Origin of the sequence: Sphaerotilus microaerophilus (assembly GCF_023734135.1) — a bacterium.
Lineage (GTDB): Bacteria > Pseudomonadota > Gammaproteobacteria > Burkholderiales > Burkholderiaceae_C > Sphaerotilus > Sphaerotilus microaerophilus.
Window position 1 is genome coordinate 5,863,883 of sequence record NZ_AP025730.1, and the last position, 14,306, is coordinate 5,878,188.

The following is a 14,306-nucleotide window of genomic DNA, read 5'->3' on the forward strand; positions in this document are numbered from 1 at the left end:
TGTGCCCGGTCAGCCTTTCACCGCGCCGAGGCTCAGGCCTTCGACGAGGTAGCGCTGCGCGAACATCGCGATGGTGGCGGTGGGGATCACGCTGAGCATCAGCGCCGCGGCGATCTGGCCGTACTGGATGCCGCTGGCGGTGATGAAGGCCATCGCGCCCACGGTCACCGGCTGCACGCTGGAGCTGCCCAGGATCAGCGCGAAGACGAAGTTGTTCCACGCGAAGATGAAGCTCAGCAGCCCGGCCGCCGCGATGCCCGGGCGGGCCAGCGGGATGGCGATCTTGAAGAAGCTCTTCATCCAGCTGTGGCCGTCCAGGCGGTAGGCGTGCTCGATGTCGGGGCTGATGTCCTCGAAGTAGCCGCGCACGATCCAGAGGATCAGCGGCAGCGTGATGAGCTGGTAGACCCAGATCAGGCCGACGTAGGTGTCGTACAGGCCGATCTCCTGGAAGTACAGCTGCAGCGGCAGCAGCACCAGGATGGGCGGCGCGAAGCGGAAGCTCAGCAGCGTGAAGGCGATGTCCTCGCCCAGGCGGAACTTGAAGCGGGCAAAGGCGTAGGCCGCCGGCACGCCCAGGATCAGCGACAGGATCACCGACGCGCTCGACAGCAGCAGGCTGTTGCCGAGGTTGCGGATGTAGTCGCTGGTGAGCGTGCCCACGTCGGTCTTCAGCTCGCCGCGGATCAGCGAGCTGTAGTTGTCCAGCGTGGGGTCGAAGGCCAGGCTGGGCGTGGCGCGCAGGATGTCCTGGTTCGTCATGAAGCTCATCAGGAGCACCCAGACGAAGGGGAACAGGAAGAACAGGCCGACGGCCACCCGCGCCAGGATGCGCAGGCCGCGCCAGAAGGTTGCAGAGGTCATGTGGGGTCTCTCCGGGGCGTCAGGCCTGGCCACGGGCGCGTTGGCGCAGCTTGAGCCAGTGCTTGATGAACAGCGTCGACAGCGCGTAGGTGATGGCCCAGAGCACCAGCACCAGGGCGGCGGACTTGCCGATGTTGGAGAAGCTGAACGCTTCGAGGTAGGCCTGCACCTGGAAGACGGTGAGCGAGTCGCCCGGGCCACCCTGCGTCATCGAGTAGATGATGTCGAACTGCTGGATCGAGTCGAGCATGCGGAACATGCCGGCCGTCAGGATGTAGGGCAGCAACATCGGCAGCGTGATACGGAAGAAGACGAAGCTGCCCGGCACGCCGTCGAGCTCCGCGGCCTCGAAGGGCTGGCGCGGCAGCGCGCGCAGGCCGGCCAGCAGCAGCACGGTGATGAAGGGCGTGTAGACCCAGGTGTCCACCAGCACCACGGTGAACATGGCGGATTCGGGCCGCGAGGACCAGCCGAAGTCGTCGATGCCCACCTGCCGCAGCAGCCAGTTCAGCACGCCGAAGCCGGGGTTGGTCATCAGCTTCCACATCAGGCTGGCGATCGCGGGGGCCACCATCAGCGGCAGGATCAGCAGCACGCTCATCGCGTTATTGACCGCATTGCGCTTCTGCAGCAGCAGGGCGATGCCCAGGCCGAGCAGCAGCTGCACGCCCACGGTGGCGACCGTGTAGGTGAGCGACACCCGCACCGTGTTCCAGAAGGCCTCGTCGGTGAACAGGGCGATGTAGTTGTCGAACCAGACGTAGCCGCGCGCGTCCGGGAACGACAGGTTGTAGCGCTGGAACGAGTAGCCCACCGCGGTGAAGAAGGGCACCAGGATGCCGATGCACACCAGCAGCGCGGGCAGGCTCAGCAGGTAGGGCAGCAGGCGCTGCATGCGCAGCTTGCGCACGGGCTTGCCGGGAGAAGACATCGTCAGGGAGGACATGGCGGGTTCCCCAGGGCGGGGTGGAGGTCAGGGGGCCGGATCGGCGCAGCAGGGGCGCCCGGTCCAGCCGCCGCCGGCACCGCAGGCCGCCGGGGATGCGGTGTGCGGTGACCGGGGTGAGCGGCAGCAGCGTGCAAGGCCGCCACCGCCGTGGGGTCGGTCAGGCCAGACCGACGTCCTTGAGCTTCTTCGTCAGCGTCTGGGCCAGCTTGTCCAGGCCCTCGTCCACCGAGATCTGGCCGCCGTACATCTGCTGCAGCATCGCCGCCCACTCGGTGGTGAACTCCGGGAAGAGCTGCTGCGGCGTGAAGTAGATCTTGGAGTTGGCGATCGAGTCCTGGTACTGCTTCAGGTAGCCCGGGTAGCTCTTCTCCAGGCGCTGCTGGAACTCCGGGTTGGCCCAGACCGACTTGCGGATCGGGTTGACCAGGTCGCCCTTGGTGGCGCCGAAGGTGGTGTTGTCGGTGTGCGTGGCCCACTGCATGAAGAACCAGGCGGCCTCCTTCTGCTTGGAGAACTCGCTCATCGCCAGCGACCAGATCCAGACGTTGGGCGTCGGGTTCTTGGCCTGCGGGTTGGGCGTGAAGCCGGCGAAGGCCAGGTTGCCGGCCTCCTTGTTGCTGCCACCGTTCATGAAGTAGCCCAGGATGTCGGCGTCGTAGATCATCGCCGAGGCGCCTGCGCCCAGGTCGTTGCCGACCTCGTACCAGGTGTAGTTGGTCCAGTTCTTCGGGCCGGCGCTCTTGAGCATGTCCACCCACATCGTGTGGAAGCTCTTGCTGGCCGCCGAGTTCATCACCGGCTTGAGCTTGCCGCCGACGTTCTCGAAGTCACGGCCGCCGAAGTTGGTGTAGCCCGAGAGAAAGCCCGCGTGGATGGTGGCCCAGGAGCGGCTGCCGCGCACGCCCACACCGTACATCTTGCCGGCCTTGCTGATGGCCTTGGCCTTGTCGATCAGGTCGGGCAGGCTGGTAGGCACCTTCATGCCCATGCCGTCCAGCGCCTTCCTGTTGTAGGTCAGCGAGTTCAGCTCGAAGCCCCAGGGCAGCGCCCACTGCTTGCTGCCCGGCCCGCCTAGCTTGGAGCCGGCCTTGCCGTCCCAGGCGGTGGACTCGCGCAGGCCTTCGTAGATGTCGTCCCACTTGTAGGTGTCGGACGTCAGCTTCGGGTCCTTCAGGAAGGTGTTCAGGTCGACGATCTGGCGCGCCGGGCCGTATTTCCAGGTCTGGTAGGCGCCGGTCATGAAGGCGTCGTACTGGCTCGACTTGCTGGCCAGCGCGGCGGTCACCTTGTCGAAGTACACGTCCTCCGGAAAGATGTCGTAGGTGATGTTCAGGCCGGTCAGCGCCTTGAAGTTCTCGATGTTCTTCAACATCGCGTCGACGTAGGGGTGCTTGTTCAGCAGCAGCTTGATCGTCTTGCCCTTGTGCTTCTGGAAGTCCACGCCGCCGGCGGCGAGCGCCTCGGTGGACACGGCGTTCAGCGCCAGGCCCGCCGCCGAGGCGGAGAAGCCCATCGCGCTGGCGCGGGTCAGGAAGTCGCGGCGGCCGAGCCGGTTCTCATGGCAAGCCCGGGCGAGGGCCTTCAGGGTATCGGACATCAGATGTCTCCTCGGTTGGGAAAAAACGCGGCCGCTTGGTTCAGCCTGCGTGGGTGGATGCCAGCACCGTCTGAGCGGTGGCCTCGTCCACGATCAAGGCCGTCACCACGCCGGTGCGCAGCACCGCACTGATGGCGTCGGCCTTGTACTTGCCGCCTGCGACGGCCAGCACCTCGCGGCCTCGCAGGTCGTCGAGCGACACGCCCAGCGCGCGCTCGTTCATCTCGCAGGGCACCAGCTGCCCCTGGGCATTGACGAAGCTGCCGGCGATCTCGCCCACCGCCCCGCCATCCACCAGCGCCTGCCACTCCTGTGGCGTCACCGACTGGCTGCGCACCAGGTGCGTGTTGGCACCCAGGTCGCCGATGCCCACCACGCAGAGCTGGCACTCGCGCACCATCGCCAGCACGAGCTGCACGCCGCGCTGGGCGCGCAGCACCTCCGCATCGGCGCGGCTGTCGGCGATGAAGGGCACCGGCAGGAAGTAGCACTCGCCGCCGGTGCGCTCGGCCAGCCGGGCGATCACGTCGAAGGGGTTGGCCGACGAGCGCCGCGTCAGGCTGCCGAGCAGCGAGATGAAGTGCAGGTCCGGGCGCTTGCAGGCCGGCAGGCGCTCCACCATCGCCGCCAGCGTGCGGCCGTGGCCGATGCCGATGTGCCGGATCTCGCCGGACTCCAGCGCCCGGTGCAGCCAGCGCGCCGCCGCCACCGCCAGCGCGGGGATCTCGCCAGCACTGTCATCCAGCCCCTCGTCCGGGTCCACGGTGGGCACCACCACGCAGCGCTTCAGCCCGAAGGCCTTCATCAGGCCGTCTTCCAGCGCCATGCACTCGGCCGGCACACCCTCGACGAAGAACTTCACCAGCCCGTTCTGCGTGGCCGCAGCGATCAGCCGCTGCGCCTTGATGCGCGAGATGCCCAGCCGCTCGGCGATCTGCTCCTGCGTGCAGCCGCCCACGTAGGCCAGCCAGGCGGCGCGGATGGACAGGCTCTGTTCGGATTCCATGGGAGAGGTCGGCGGTCGCATTGAACAAATGAACGTGTCGTGTACGTTTGTTCATCGTAGGACAGCCGTTTCCCCCCGGTCAACGCGCATCGGCACCGGACTTTCCCTAGGTCGGGTGGCCTTGTTCAGCAGTCCCCCGGGAAGACCCTGGGCGGGCCTGTACGTGCTTGCTTGACCCTGGTACGGCCGTGACGAAGCCGCACGCCAAGGACATGGCGCGCGGCGGAGAAAAAGGCGGTGATTCGGGCCGGAACGCCGGCCAGCGCCGGCCTCGACGGCCGCACAGCGGTCGCTCAGCAGGCCAGGCAGCCGCTCAGCGGTTGATCAGCGGCTCAGTCATTCAGCCGCGCAGGCGGCGCTGGGCGGCGGCCTGCTCGATCAGCTCGGGATTCACCTCGGCCATGTGCTCGATGCGCACATCCGCCAGCGCCAGCACCTCCTCGCTGAGCGGGAACTCCGGCCCCGGCGCGGCGACGATGCCCATCCGCGCTGCGCGCAGCGAGCGGATGCCGTTGCCGGAGTCCTCGATGCCCACCGCCTGCTCGGGCGCCACGCCGATCTTCTTCAGCACCTCCAGGTAGATGTCCGGCGCCGGCTTGCCGTGCGTCACGTCGTCGCCGTACATCGTGGCCAGGAAGACCTGGTCCAGTCCGGTCACCTTCATCACGTGGGTGGCCAGCTCGTTGGGCGAGCCCGAGGCCAGCGCGACCTTGTACTTCTGCGCCACGCGCAGCACCGAGGCCACGGCGCCCTCGCGCTCGGGCAGGTGGGCCTCGTACTTGGCCAGCAGGCGCGCCTTGATCTCCTTGGCGATCGCGGCGTCGTCCATGCCCAGGCGCTCCTGCAGCTGCAGGCGCTCGACCATGATGCGGCTCCACATGCGGGTGTTGCAGCCCATGGTGGACTCCTGGTCCAGGGCGTTCCAGACCATGCCGTTGTCGGCGGCGAACTCCTCGCGCACCTGGCGCCAGAGCACTTCGGAGTCGATCAGGATGCCGTCCATGTCGAAGACGACGGCTTGGATGAGGGACATCGGGGCCTTTCGGTGGATTCGGTGGGTCGGAGATCAGGGGCCGGAGAGTCGCCCCTCAGCCGGCCAGCTGGCGCTGCAGCGACTGCGCCATCGTGCGCAGGATCAGCCAGCAGGAAGTGGCGCCGGCGTCGAGCACGCCGATCGAGCGCGGCCCCAGCCGGGCCGAGCGGCCGATGCGGGCCTGCAGGTCCTTCGTGCTGTCCTTGCCGCGCTCGGCCGCATCGCTCATGGCCTGCAGCGCGTCGGCAAAGCCGGCGCCGCCCGCCACCGCGGCACGGAAGGCATCACGCGCCGGCACCAGGGTGTCGATCAGCGTCTTGTCGCCCACCTGGGCGTTGCCCATCGCCTGCACGTTGGCCACCGCGGCGGCCAGCGCGTCGGCGAAGAGCGCGGCGTCCAGCTGCCCACTCGTAGACAGATGGGGCTCCAGCGTGTTGACGAAGCCGAGGAAGAAGTTGCCGTACAGCGGGCCCATCGAGCCGCCGATGTCGTCCATCAGCGCCTGGCTGAGCTGCTCCAGCGCGGCGGGCAGCTGCGCGGCGCGCTCGGCGCCCAGCGCGTCCAGCCGCGTGCCGCAGCCGGTGAAGCCCTTGGCCATGTTGATGCCGTGGTCACCGTCGCCGATCAGGCCGTCGATGTCGGACAGGAACTGGCGGTGCTCGACGATGGTGGCGATCAGGTCGCGCACCAGTGCGCCGCTGCCGGCCAGCGCCACGGCCGGGCCCTGCACGCCGCGCGGCGCCGCCGCGGCGGTCGCAGCCTTCCCGGCCACGGGCGCCGATGAAGCAGCCGCCTGGCCCGCCGCCACGCCGCTGTAGGCGCGGCCGACGCCCAGGTCGCCCGCCACCGTGAGACCGACCGAGCGCGCCGGCGCCTTCAGGCAGGCCTCCAGCTCGTCGTCCAGCTTCATCAGCGTCAGCGTCACGCCCATCATCTCCAGCGAGGTGAAGAGGTTGCCGACGAAGTTCACCGCCACCGTCATGCCCTGCGCCTGCAGGCGCTTGGCCACCTCGCCGTAGAGGATGTACTGCTCCATCACCGGCGTGGCGCCCAGGCCGGAGATCAGCACCGCCACCCGATCGCCGCCCACGAAGGGCAGGTCCGGCAGCACCACGTTCAGCATCATCTCGGCCATTTCGGCGGCGCTGACCGTCTTGCGCACGTCGATGCCCGGCTCGCCGTGGTGGCCGATGCCGACCTCCATCGTGCCGTGCTCGATGCTGAAGTTCGCGTGGCCCACCGCCGGGATCACGCAGGCCGACAGGCCCACGCCGATCGAGCGGGTGCTGGCGATGGCCTTCTGCGCCACCGCGATCACCTCGTCGAGCGTGCCGCCCATCGCGGCCTTGGCGCCGCCGACCTTCCACATCAGGATCTCGCCGGCCACGCCGCGGCGCTTGGCCTCATCGCCCTTTGGTGCGGAGGGCACGTCGTCGTTGGCCACCACGGTACGGACCACGATGCCTTCGCGCGCGGCCATCTGCATGGCCATCTTCACGTTCATGTTGTCGCCGGCGTAGTTGCCGTACAGGCAGGCCACGCCCGCGCCGCCGTCGGCGCTGCGCATCGCGTCCAGAAAGCTCTTGGCGGTCGGCGACGAAAAGATCTCGCCCACCGCCACCGCGTCGCACAGGCCGTCGCCCACGTAGCCCAGGAAGGCCGGCTCGTGCCCGGAGCCGCCGCCGGTGACGATGCCCACCTTGCCGCGCTCGGGGGCCTGCACCCGCTGCACCACGCGCGGGTTGTCCTCGCGGGCGACCACGGTGTCGGCGTGGGCCATCAGCCAGCCGGTGAGCATGTCCTCGACCACCAGGTCGGGGTTGTTGATGACGCGGTTCATGGACATGAAGTGTCTCCTGCGGGCGCAACGGATGGGAACGGCGCGCTCGATCAGCGGCGCGCATCGGTTCAGTGGATGAGCGACTGTATTGCATGGTGAGCGAATGCGCAATGTCGGAACCTTGGATCCATCGGGGATTCGACCCACCAGCCCCCTCTCCCGCACTGAAGAGTGCGCATCCACCGCCAGGAGGGCCGCTACCGCAATATCCCGGGGCCGCAAGCCCCGGTCAATCAGACGAGCAAATGCGCATCAGGTTGACATTGGATCAATGCATATGCGCTAATTCGCTCATCCATTGCACATTCGCTCAGGTCGAGCGACCCGGAGACCCGCCATGAAAATCGCCCTTGGCTGCGACGAAGCCGCCTACGAGATGAAGGAAGCCATCAAGGCCCTGCTGGCCCAGCAGGGCCACGAGCTGGTGGACTTCGGCACCCACGACGGCTCGCCGGTGCTCTACCCCGACGTCGGCGTGGCGCTGGCCGAGGGCGTGGCCCGCGGCGAGGCCGAGCGCGGCCTGCTCTTCTGCGGCACCGGCATCGGCATGGCGATCTCCGCCAACAAGGTGCCCGGCATCCGCGCCGCGCAGGCGCACGACACCTACTCCGCCGAGCGCGCCAGCAAGAGCAACGACGCGCAGATCATCACCATCGGCGCGCGCGTGGTCGGCATCGAGCTGGCCAAGTCGATCGTCCAGAGCTTCCTCGCCAGCGCCTTCGAGCCGCGCTCGCTGCCCAAGCTGGAAGCCCTGGCCGCGCACGAGAAGCGCCTGATCGCGGCGGCGCGCTGAGCGCGGTGCGGCCCGGCCGGGCGGGACAGGCGATGCAGACCCTGCGCACGGGGCGTCCGCGACAATCGGACCCCATGAATCCCAGTGCCGCCCGCCCCCGCTCCTCCGCCGCTGCGGCGTCGGCCTCCTCGCCTTCGTCCCCGATGCCGCTGGAAGAGCTCACCCGCCTGGCCACGCTCTACTACGTGGACGGGCAGACGCAGGACGAGCTCTCGCAGCGCTTCGGCATCAGCCGCGCCACCGTCGGGCGCATGCTCAAGCGCGCGCAGGAGCTGGGCATCGTCGAGATCCGCGTCCAGCACCACCCCACGCTGACGGTGGACCTGGAACGCGAGCTGGTGCGGCGCTTCGGCATCACCCGCGCGCTGCTGTCGGTGGACCACGCCGATGCGGAGAAGCAGCGCGCCATCCTCGCCGGCCTGGTCGCCACCTGGCTGGACCGCAACCTCAGCGACGGCGCCATCGTCGCGGTCGGCATGGGCCGCAACGTCAGCGCCGTCAGCGAGCACGCGATGAGCGCCACCCGGCGCCACGCCACCTTCGTCTGCGCCATCGGCGGCAGCTACCGCGGCGGCGAGACCATGAACCCCGACCACATCTGCCGCCGCCTGGCCGCGCGCTTCGGCGGCGAGAGCGAAACGCTCTACGCCCCCGCGCTGGTGGGTGATCCTGCCCTGCGCCAGGCCCTGCTGGACAACGACACCGTGCGCCAGACGCTGGACAAGGCCCGCCGCGCCGACGTGGCGCTGGTGGGCATCGGCGACATGAGCGAAGACAGCAACATGGTCCGCATGGGCTGGTTCAGCGCCCAGGAAATCACCGAGGCCAAGCGCCAGGGCACGGTGGGCGACATGATGGGCTACGACTTCATCGACATCCACGGCCGCCCGGCCATGACGCCCATCCAGGGCCGCGTGGTCGGCCTGAACGCCAACGACCTGGCCCGCATCCCCAACGTGATCGCCATCGCCGCCGAAGCAAGCAAGGTCACCGCCATCCTCGGCGCCCTGCGCACCGGCACCATCGACACCCTGGCCACCACGGCCAGCAATGCGATGGCGGTGTTGAATCTGGATGAGGCGATGGGTGGGGGGAAGGTGGGGTAAGTGGCCCGAGGTGAGGCCCTGGTAGGAGTGGCTACTAGTCTCGCTTTGAGCGCTTACGCTTGGGAGCCATTGTGCTTTGCTGGCTGAGGTACATACGCTCGTAGGAGTCGAGCACACCACTCAGAGCGTGGTCGCCAACATCATGCTTTTCGGGATTGCGCAACTTTCCGAGCAATCGATGGAAGAACTTGTATGACAAGCGAATGATGAGCTTATTCTCCTGCGTCTTGATTTCGCGAACCCAATCAAGTTCCGGTCCAGCACGAAGATTTTCTTCCTCATCCCGCGTAATCAGGAAACCAAGCCTGCCGTAGGGTCCATTGAGGTAAGTTGACATCTGACGATACTCATCACGACCAACACCTTGGTAGTTTTTTGCGTCAAAAACAACTTGGCGCACATGGTAGTCGGTTTCGATACGTCTCCACGCGGTTGTGTTTGCCAAGTTTGTGCCCACAATGTCCCTGCGCTGGACCGCTTGGCCGTTGGCCTTGCGAGAGACATTTGACAGGTGCCCAGCGAAGACAGTCTGGACGGCCAAAAGGCACCATTCTTCGAAATCGTCTGCATGTGCGACGCCTTCGTCGATGCTTCCTAGTTGGGCAATGAGAGAGCCAATCCGCTGCGCACGTATCTGGGGTGACGCCGAGGTTACTTTGATTTCGTATTCGTCGTTGATTTGCTCCGACTCTTCCGGTAGCAGCGCATCACGCGACAGATTCAAAGCAATCCAGTAGCAGGGATGAATAAGGATTCGGTCGTCATTGACAAATTCTCGGTCTGGTTGCCGCCCATCGTGGCAAAATGTGAAAGTGTTGGAGTTCGCGTCATGGGTTCCCAGGAAGCCCACGCTATAGAGACTACGCAGCACCCCATCCGACCTCAGCAAGGCATAGTCGAGCTCAGCAGCTCTTCCAGCATTTGTCGACCGCAGTGCTCGGGCGAGTTCGTCCACACGCGCGGTAGCCTCCACAAAGGTCATTTCTGGACTGCCATGCTCGAACATCGAGACAGCGCTTGGCAATGACGGGATGATGGAAACGTATTCCTTCTTTAAGTCATTATTAACCCGGCAATTAAATATAAGACCAGTTCATGGCGACGCTCGCATATGAAACCGTCTTGCTCCTGAAGTAGCGTTTGATCTTTCCGGGTAGTTCAGCGAGTGTCTTCATGAATTCCTCAGCGATACGTTTGAGTTCATCGGAGTCCTTGGCCGCCGGGCGCATGCGCAACTCGGTCTTCAAGTCGCGGTTGAGGATCTCGTCGGGATTGGCTTCGGGCGAGTACGGCGGCAAGTAATGAACCTCGATTTGCCTATCCTTGCCTTCGAGCCATTGCGTGACGGCCTTGGCCCGGTGAACCCGAAGGTTGTCCACGATCAGGAAGACCTTCTTGCCGGCACTGTCGGCCACGAGCGCAGCGAGGAACTCGATGAATCGATCCTGGTTGATCGCGCCGTCGTGGAAGGCGAACTTCAGCAGTCCCTGGTTGGTCAGCGCCGAGATCATGGTGATGCTGGTCCAGCGCGCGGCATGCCGCAGCACCGGGGTCTGCCCGGCCGGGGCGTAGCCGCGCACCCAGGCGGTGTCCTGGCGGATGGCCGTCTCATCGCCCCAGTAGATCTCGCCTGCTTCAGCCTTGGCCCGACGCACCAGCGCGGGGTAGTCCACCTGCATCCATTGCTGCACCAGCTCGCTGCGCTGCTCGACGGCCCGTTTGGCGGGCCTCTGAGGCGTGAAACCCCAACGCCGCAGATACTCGCCCACGGTGCGAATGGGCATGTCGATGCCCAACTTGAGCTTGATGGCCTCCTGCACCGCCTTGCGCGTCCACAACGCGAACGGCAACGACATCTGATCTGGATTGCCCCCGACGATCTGATCGCGCAGGGCCATCTCATCGAGCAGGCTGATCGTGCGCTTTTCACCCACACGGCGCCCGCGCCGCGCCGAACTCACATTCGTTGGCGCCTTTTCACCGCCCACATTGAAACGCCGTGCCCAACTCATGAGCGTGCTTTGGTGGACTCCAACGATCTGAGCAATCTCGGACCATGCCCGCCCGTCCTGACGCAGCCGGTGCGCCTGCCGGCGCAACAACTCCAGGGATTCTTCTGAAAGTGAACGGGCGTCAGTAGGCTTATTCATGCAAACATTATACTAACATTTGTATTTAATTGCCAGGTTAATAAGCCTGTTGTTTGAAATGGTCTTGGCTGTCTTTTCGATATCCCCAAGTACGATGACATTTCTACCCTCTCTGCCGGCATTGAAGAATGCTTGATTGAGCAATGAGAGTAAGTCGCGAGGACGGTAGAGCGTGAATTGAAGGCACTTCTTGAAGCCATCGATACCTTGCAGTTCACGGTTTGGGCTTTCATTGGCTGTCGACCGATCCCAAATCTTCTGGGTGTTTTCCAACTTGAAATTGAAGGCAACGTTCAAACGCTTGGCCACCAAGTTCTGTAACTGATGGGTGTCCCAGTGAATGGTGAGCACTTCTCCTTCAATGTTCCGTGTGTAGTCCGGATCATGCTTCTGAACAGCCCGAATCATATTGTCCCTTTGGAAGATGACAACTCGAACCGGAGAATACTTCTTATTGAACTCGGCGCTGACTGCTATAGCACCAGAAATAATGGCCGCGCCACCTTCATCATTCTCGTAGCCCTCATCCAATCTATCGATGAGAATGAAGAATCGAATACCTGATTGGGTCAGCAACGAGGTGAAGGCGTGCTCCAGTTCCGTTAGCTCCAGTTTTTGGTGCAAAGCGCCGATGGAGGTTTCCATATTAGCCTCCGCTTTGATGATTGGCATAACTGCTGCGGCAACCTTACTGAGAATGTCTCGATTCGTTGCTTGCCAGACTTTAATATGATTCGCTGCGACAGGGTGCTGAGAAATTTTTTCTCTGACCTTGTAATTCTTGCCTAGATTCGACAGCATCTCCATGAGAAGGCCATATCGCCAATAAATCTTGGAGGCAGAGCGAATGAGAGAGTACTTTTCACCAAACCCATTGAATGATGAGCGAAAGGTTATGGTTTGGAAGTCCTCTGGTGCAATCTGGATGACGTGCGTGGCCTTTTCGGTTTTCCAAAGGTCAGCAAGCTTGGCAAACATTGCGCTCTTGCCTGTACCCCGGCGCCCCACGACCACCGTGCTGTCTTTGCTCTCGATGATGGAGCGATATTCAGGCGTCTCTATGAAGTTACTCAGCAAGAGCGATAGATCATTCTCTGCTGTTTGCTCTCCCAAGAGACTGGCACGAAGTTGTTTCATCAGACTCCCCTGTAACACACCAAATAGTACGGTGGAAGGGGACTCCCCCCCATTCCCTACCGAGCAAGCGGATACTCTAACGCAAGACATTGCCGCAATGTGGTCCTTCCCGCCTGCACACTCTCCCTCCACCGCCTGCGGCTTTTTGGGCAGGTTGGACCGCCAACCCGCAGGTCAGTGCTCCGCCTCTCCCTGCTCGGGCTCGGTGAAATAGAGCTCGACCAGCACGGTGGTCCAGGTGGCGACGCCGGTGCCGAAGAAGTCGTGATCCTCGGTCCAGACCGGGCAGTCCAGCAGCAGGGCGCAGGCCATGATGGGCCAGTCCCGGGGGTCACGGGAGCCGATGCGCGCCAGTGCTGCCTTGCGAAAAGGCGCGTAGCTGCTCGGCGGCACCACCGTGACGACATCCTTCAGCGCGTCCAGCGCCGCCAGCCCCTTGGCGCTCCCAGCGTCCTCCTCCCCACGCGCGCGCAGGATCGCAGGCAGGTGCTTGCGGGCCTCCGCGAACGCGGTGTCTGGCGCCAGGAAATCGATCGTCGCGGCATGGGCGGCCAGCAAGGCGGGCACCTTGGCGCCCAGGACGTAGCGAATCAGGATGTTCGCGTCCAGGACGATCGCGCGCGGCGCAGTCACTTGTCGGTGCTGCGCTGGGGCAGCGGTTGGCCGCGCCGCAGTGCGTCGAAGTCCGCCACCATCTGCTCGACCTCGTCGTCGCTCAGGGGCACGGCCTTGCGAAAGTCGGCGGCAGCTGTCGTCATGCGCTGGATGTCTTCGGCGCTGGGCCGGCGCAGCGGCACGAACAGGCCCACGGTCTGGCCGTGGCGGGTCACGGTGATGGGCCGGTCGGCATCGATGTACTCTGCGATCGCGGCCCGGAATTCACGGATGCCGACACTGGTGGCTTCGGTGGTGGGGAGCTTCATGGGCGTCCTTCAGGGCACAAGCGCCCGGAGGCCTCATTCTGGCAGTTGTGTACACAAATTGCAGCCGATCCCACGCCCTCGCAGAGCTCGGACGCTTCGGCAGGCAGCCATCCGTCCGCAGGGACGGCCGGCTGTCCAGCCTCAGCCCTGCACGCTCTCCGTCATCCGCCCGCAGTACGCCTGCAGCTGCTCGGGCAGGTCGGTGGGGCAGACGCCGCATTGGCGGTTGCCGGGGACGGCGTGGTCGATGAACTTGGGGTAGGGCAGGTTCAGGCCGGCCATGATCTGCTCGAACTCGGCCTGGCTGCGGCCCGCACCGAGCCGGGGGTTGCGGGCCTTTTCCTGGCCGATGGAGGAGACGCGGCGGCCCTGGTAGTCGTGGCCGGGGTAGACCAGCTGCTCGTCGGGCAGGGCGAACAGCTTGCCGGTGACGCTGCGGTACAGGTCGGCGGCGCTGCCGTTCTGGAAGTCGGTGCGCCCGCAGCCTTCGATGAGCAGCGCGTCGCCGGTGAACAGCCGCTCGCCGAGCAGGTAGGCGTGGTGGCCGTCGGTGTGGCCGGGGGTGTGCAGGGCCTGCAGCGTCAGGCTGCCCAGGGTGATCGGCACACCCTCCTCCACCGCCAGGTCGGCACAGGGCAGGCGGTCCATCGCCGGGGTGCCGATGCGGCAGCCGCTGCGCTCGCGCAGGTGGAGTGCGCCGGTGATGTGGTCGGCGTGGATGTGAGTGTCCAGGGTCAGCACCAGCCTCAGGCCGAGCTCGTGGAGGACCGCCAGGTCGCGGTCGATGCTGTTGACCACCGGGTCGATCAGCAGCGCCTGCCCGGTGGCGGGGCAGCCGATCAGGTAGGTGTAGGTGCTGGACAGGGGTTCGAACAGTTGCCGAAAGATCATCGCAGGGCCTCCTCGCC

General features: G+C 65.2%; 14 protein-coding genes. 2 read left to right on the top strand and 12 right to left on the bottom strand.

Translation table 11 applies throughout. The features are described 5' to 3' along the window. Nucleotides 1-9 precede the first annotated feature (9 nt). From NGK70_RS25415 to dhaL, 6 genes are all read right to left on the bottom strand, one after another. Nucleotides 10-864 carry a carbohydrate ABC transporter permease gene (locus NGK70_RS25415; RefSeq protein ID WP_251971214.1) on the bottom strand — a complete coding sequence of 285 codons (855 nt, stop codon included), beginning with the start codon at nucleotides 862-864 and terminating at the stop codon, nucleotides 10-12. Nucleotides 865-883: 19 nt separating this feature from the next. Continuing rightward, a complete protein-coding gene (locus tag NGK70_RS25420) occupies nucleotides 884-1,810 on the bottom strand; it encodes a carbohydrate ABC transporter permease (protein WP_251971215.1) in 927 nt (308 codons plus the stop codon). A 160-nt stretch (nucleotides 1,811-1,970) separates the two neighbouring features. Beyond that, nucleotides 1,971-3,410, bottom strand: a complete 1,440-nt coding sequence (locus NGK70_RS25425) for an extracellular solute-binding protein (RefSeq protein ID WP_251971216.1) — start codon at nucleotides 3,408-3,410, stop codon at nucleotides 1,971-1,973. A 40-nt stretch (nucleotides 3,411-3,450) separates the two neighbouring features. Next, complete coding sequence (locus NGK70_RS25430) at nucleotides 3,451-4,416, bottom strand: sugar-binding transcriptional regulator (RefSeq protein WP_251971217.1); 966 nt, start codon at nucleotides 4,414-4,416, stop codon at nucleotides 3,451-3,453. Nucleotides 4,417-4,756: 340 nt separating this feature from the next. Continuing rightward, a complete protein-coding gene (locus NGK70_RS25435; protein WP_251971218.1) occupies nucleotides 4,757-5,449 on the bottom strand; it encodes an HAD family hydrolase in 693 nt (230 codons plus the stop codon). Nucleotides 5,450-5,504: 55 nt separating this feature from the next. Beyond that, nucleotides 5,505-7,295, bottom strand: coding sequence for a dihydroxyacetone kinase subunit DhaL (dhaL, locus tag NGK70_RS25440; protein ID WP_428985556.1), 1,791 nt, complete (start codon nucleotides 7,293-7,295; stop codon nucleotides 5,505-5,507). A gap of 331 nt (nucleotides 7,296-7,626) precedes the next feature. Here dhaL and NGK70_RS25445 point away from each other — a divergent pair, with 331 nt between their 5' ends. Beyond that, the gene (locus NGK70_RS25445; protein ID WP_251971219.1) at nucleotides 7,627-8,082 is read left to right on the top strand and encodes an RpiB/LacA/LacB family sugar-phosphate isomerase; all 456 of its coding nucleotides are present in this window, start codon (nucleotides 7,627-7,629) and stop codon (nucleotides 8,080-8,082) included. A gap of 143 nt (nucleotides 8,083-8,225) precedes the next feature. Beyond that, nucleotides 8,226-9,188 carry a sugar-binding transcriptional regulator gene (locus tag NGK70_RS25450; RefSeq protein ID WP_251973900.1) on the top strand — a complete coding sequence of 321 codons (963 nt, stop codon included), beginning with the start codon at nucleotides 8,226-8,228 and terminating at the stop codon, nucleotides 9,186-9,188. Nucleotides 9,189-9,222: 34 nt separating this feature from the next. On the opposite strand, the gene NGK70_RS25455 is transcribed toward NGK70_RS25450, so the two are convergent. The 6 genes from NGK70_RS25455 to NGK70_RS25480 all read right to left on the bottom strand — a co-directional run bounded on the left by NGK70_RS25455 (nucleotide 9,223) and on the right by NGK70_RS25480 (nucleotide 14,289). Next, a complete protein-coding gene (locus NGK70_RS25455; protein ID WP_251971220.1) occupies nucleotides 9,223-10,194 on the bottom strand; it encodes a hypothetical protein in 972 nt (323 codons plus the stop codon). Between the two features lie 70 nt (nucleotides 10,195-10,264). Continuing rightward, a complete protein-coding gene (locus tag NGK70_RS25460) occupies nucleotides 10,265-11,338 on the bottom strand; it encodes an IS630 family transposase (RefSeq protein ID WP_251971221.1) in 1,074 nt (357 codons plus the stop codon). 12 nt (nucleotides 11,339-11,350) lie between these two features. Next, the gene (locus NGK70_RS25465; RefSeq protein WP_251971222.1) at nucleotides 11,351-12,475 is read right to left on the bottom strand and encodes a P-loop ATPase, Sll1717 family; all 1,125 of its coding nucleotides are present in this window, start codon (nucleotides 12,473-12,475) and stop codon (nucleotides 11,351-11,353) included. Nucleotides 12,476-12,649: 174 nt separating this feature from the next. Beyond that, the gene (locus NGK70_RS25470) at nucleotides 12,650-13,108 is read right to left on the bottom strand and encodes a PIN domain-containing protein (protein WP_251971223.1); all 459 of its coding nucleotides are present in this window, start codon (nucleotides 13,106-13,108) and stop codon (nucleotides 12,650-12,652) included. Then, on the bottom strand, nucleotides 13,105-13,398 hold the full coding sequence (locus NGK70_RS25475) for a type II toxin-antitoxin system Phd/YefM family antitoxin (RefSeq protein ID WP_251971224.1): 294 nt from the start codon (nucleotides 13,396-13,398) through the stop codon (nucleotides 13,105-13,107). Before NGK70_RS25475 ends, NGK70_RS25470 begins: the two co-directional genes overlap by 4 nt. Nucleotides 13,399-13,539: 141 nt before the next feature. After that, nucleotides 13,540-14,289 carry an MBL fold metallo-hydrolase gene (locus NGK70_RS25480; RefSeq protein ID WP_251971225.1) on the bottom strand — a complete coding sequence of 250 codons (750 nt, stop codon included), beginning with the start codon at nucleotides 14,287-14,289 and terminating at the stop codon, nucleotides 13,540-13,542. Nucleotides 14,290-14,306 lie beyond the last annotated feature (17 nt).

Coding starts and splice junctions, on each gene's coding strand:
- NGK70_RS25425 (WP_251971216.1), bottom strand. CDS start 3,410: ATGTCCGATACCCTGAAGGCCCTCGCCCGGGCTTGCCATGAGAACCGG.
- NGK70_RS25430 (WP_251971217.1), bottom strand. CDS start 4,416: ATGGAATCCGAACAGAGCCTGTCCATCCGCGCCGCCTGGCTGGCCTAC.
- NGK70_RS25445 (WP_251971219.1), top strand. CDS start 7,627: ATGAAAATCGCCCTTGGCTGCGACGAAGCCGCCTACGAGATGAAGGAA.
- NGK70_RS25420 (WP_251971215.1), bottom strand. CDS start 1,810: ATGTCCTCCCTGACGATGTCTTCTCCCGGCAAGCCCGTGCGCAAGCTG.
- NGK70_RS25450 (WP_251973900.1), top strand. CDS start 8,226: ATGCCGCTGGAAGAGCTCACCCGCCTGGCCACGCTCTACTACGTGGAC.
- NGK70_RS25465 (WP_251971222.1), bottom strand. CDS start 12,475: ATGAAACAACTTCGTGCCAGTCTCTTGGGAGAGCAAACAGCAGAGAAT.
- NGK70_RS25480 (WP_251971225.1), bottom strand. CDS start 14,289: ATGATCTTTCGGCAACTGTTCGAACCCCTGTCCAGCACCTACACCTAC.
- dhaL (WP_428985556.1), bottom strand. CDS start 7,295: ATGTCCATGAACCGCGTCATCAACAACCCCGACCTGGTGGTCGAGGAC.
- NGK70_RS25455 (WP_251971220.1), bottom strand. CDS start 10,194: ATGTTCGAGCATGGCAGTCCAGAAATGACCTTTGTGGAGGCTACCGCG.
- NGK70_RS25460 (WP_251971221.1), bottom strand. CDS start 11,338: ATGAATAAGCCTACTGACGCCCGTTCACTTTCAGAAGAATCCCTGGAG.
- NGK70_RS25415 (WP_251971214.1), bottom strand. CDS start 864: ATGACCTCTGCAACCTTCTGGCGCGGCCTGCGCATCCTGGCGCGGGTG.
- NGK70_RS25435 (WP_251971218.1), bottom strand. CDS start 5,449: ATGTCCCTCATCCAAGCCGTCGTCTTCGACATGGACGGCATCCTGATC.
- NGK70_RS25475 (WP_251971224.1), bottom strand. CDS start 13,398: ATGAAGCTCCCCACCACCGAAGCCACCAGTGTCGGCATCCGTGAATTC.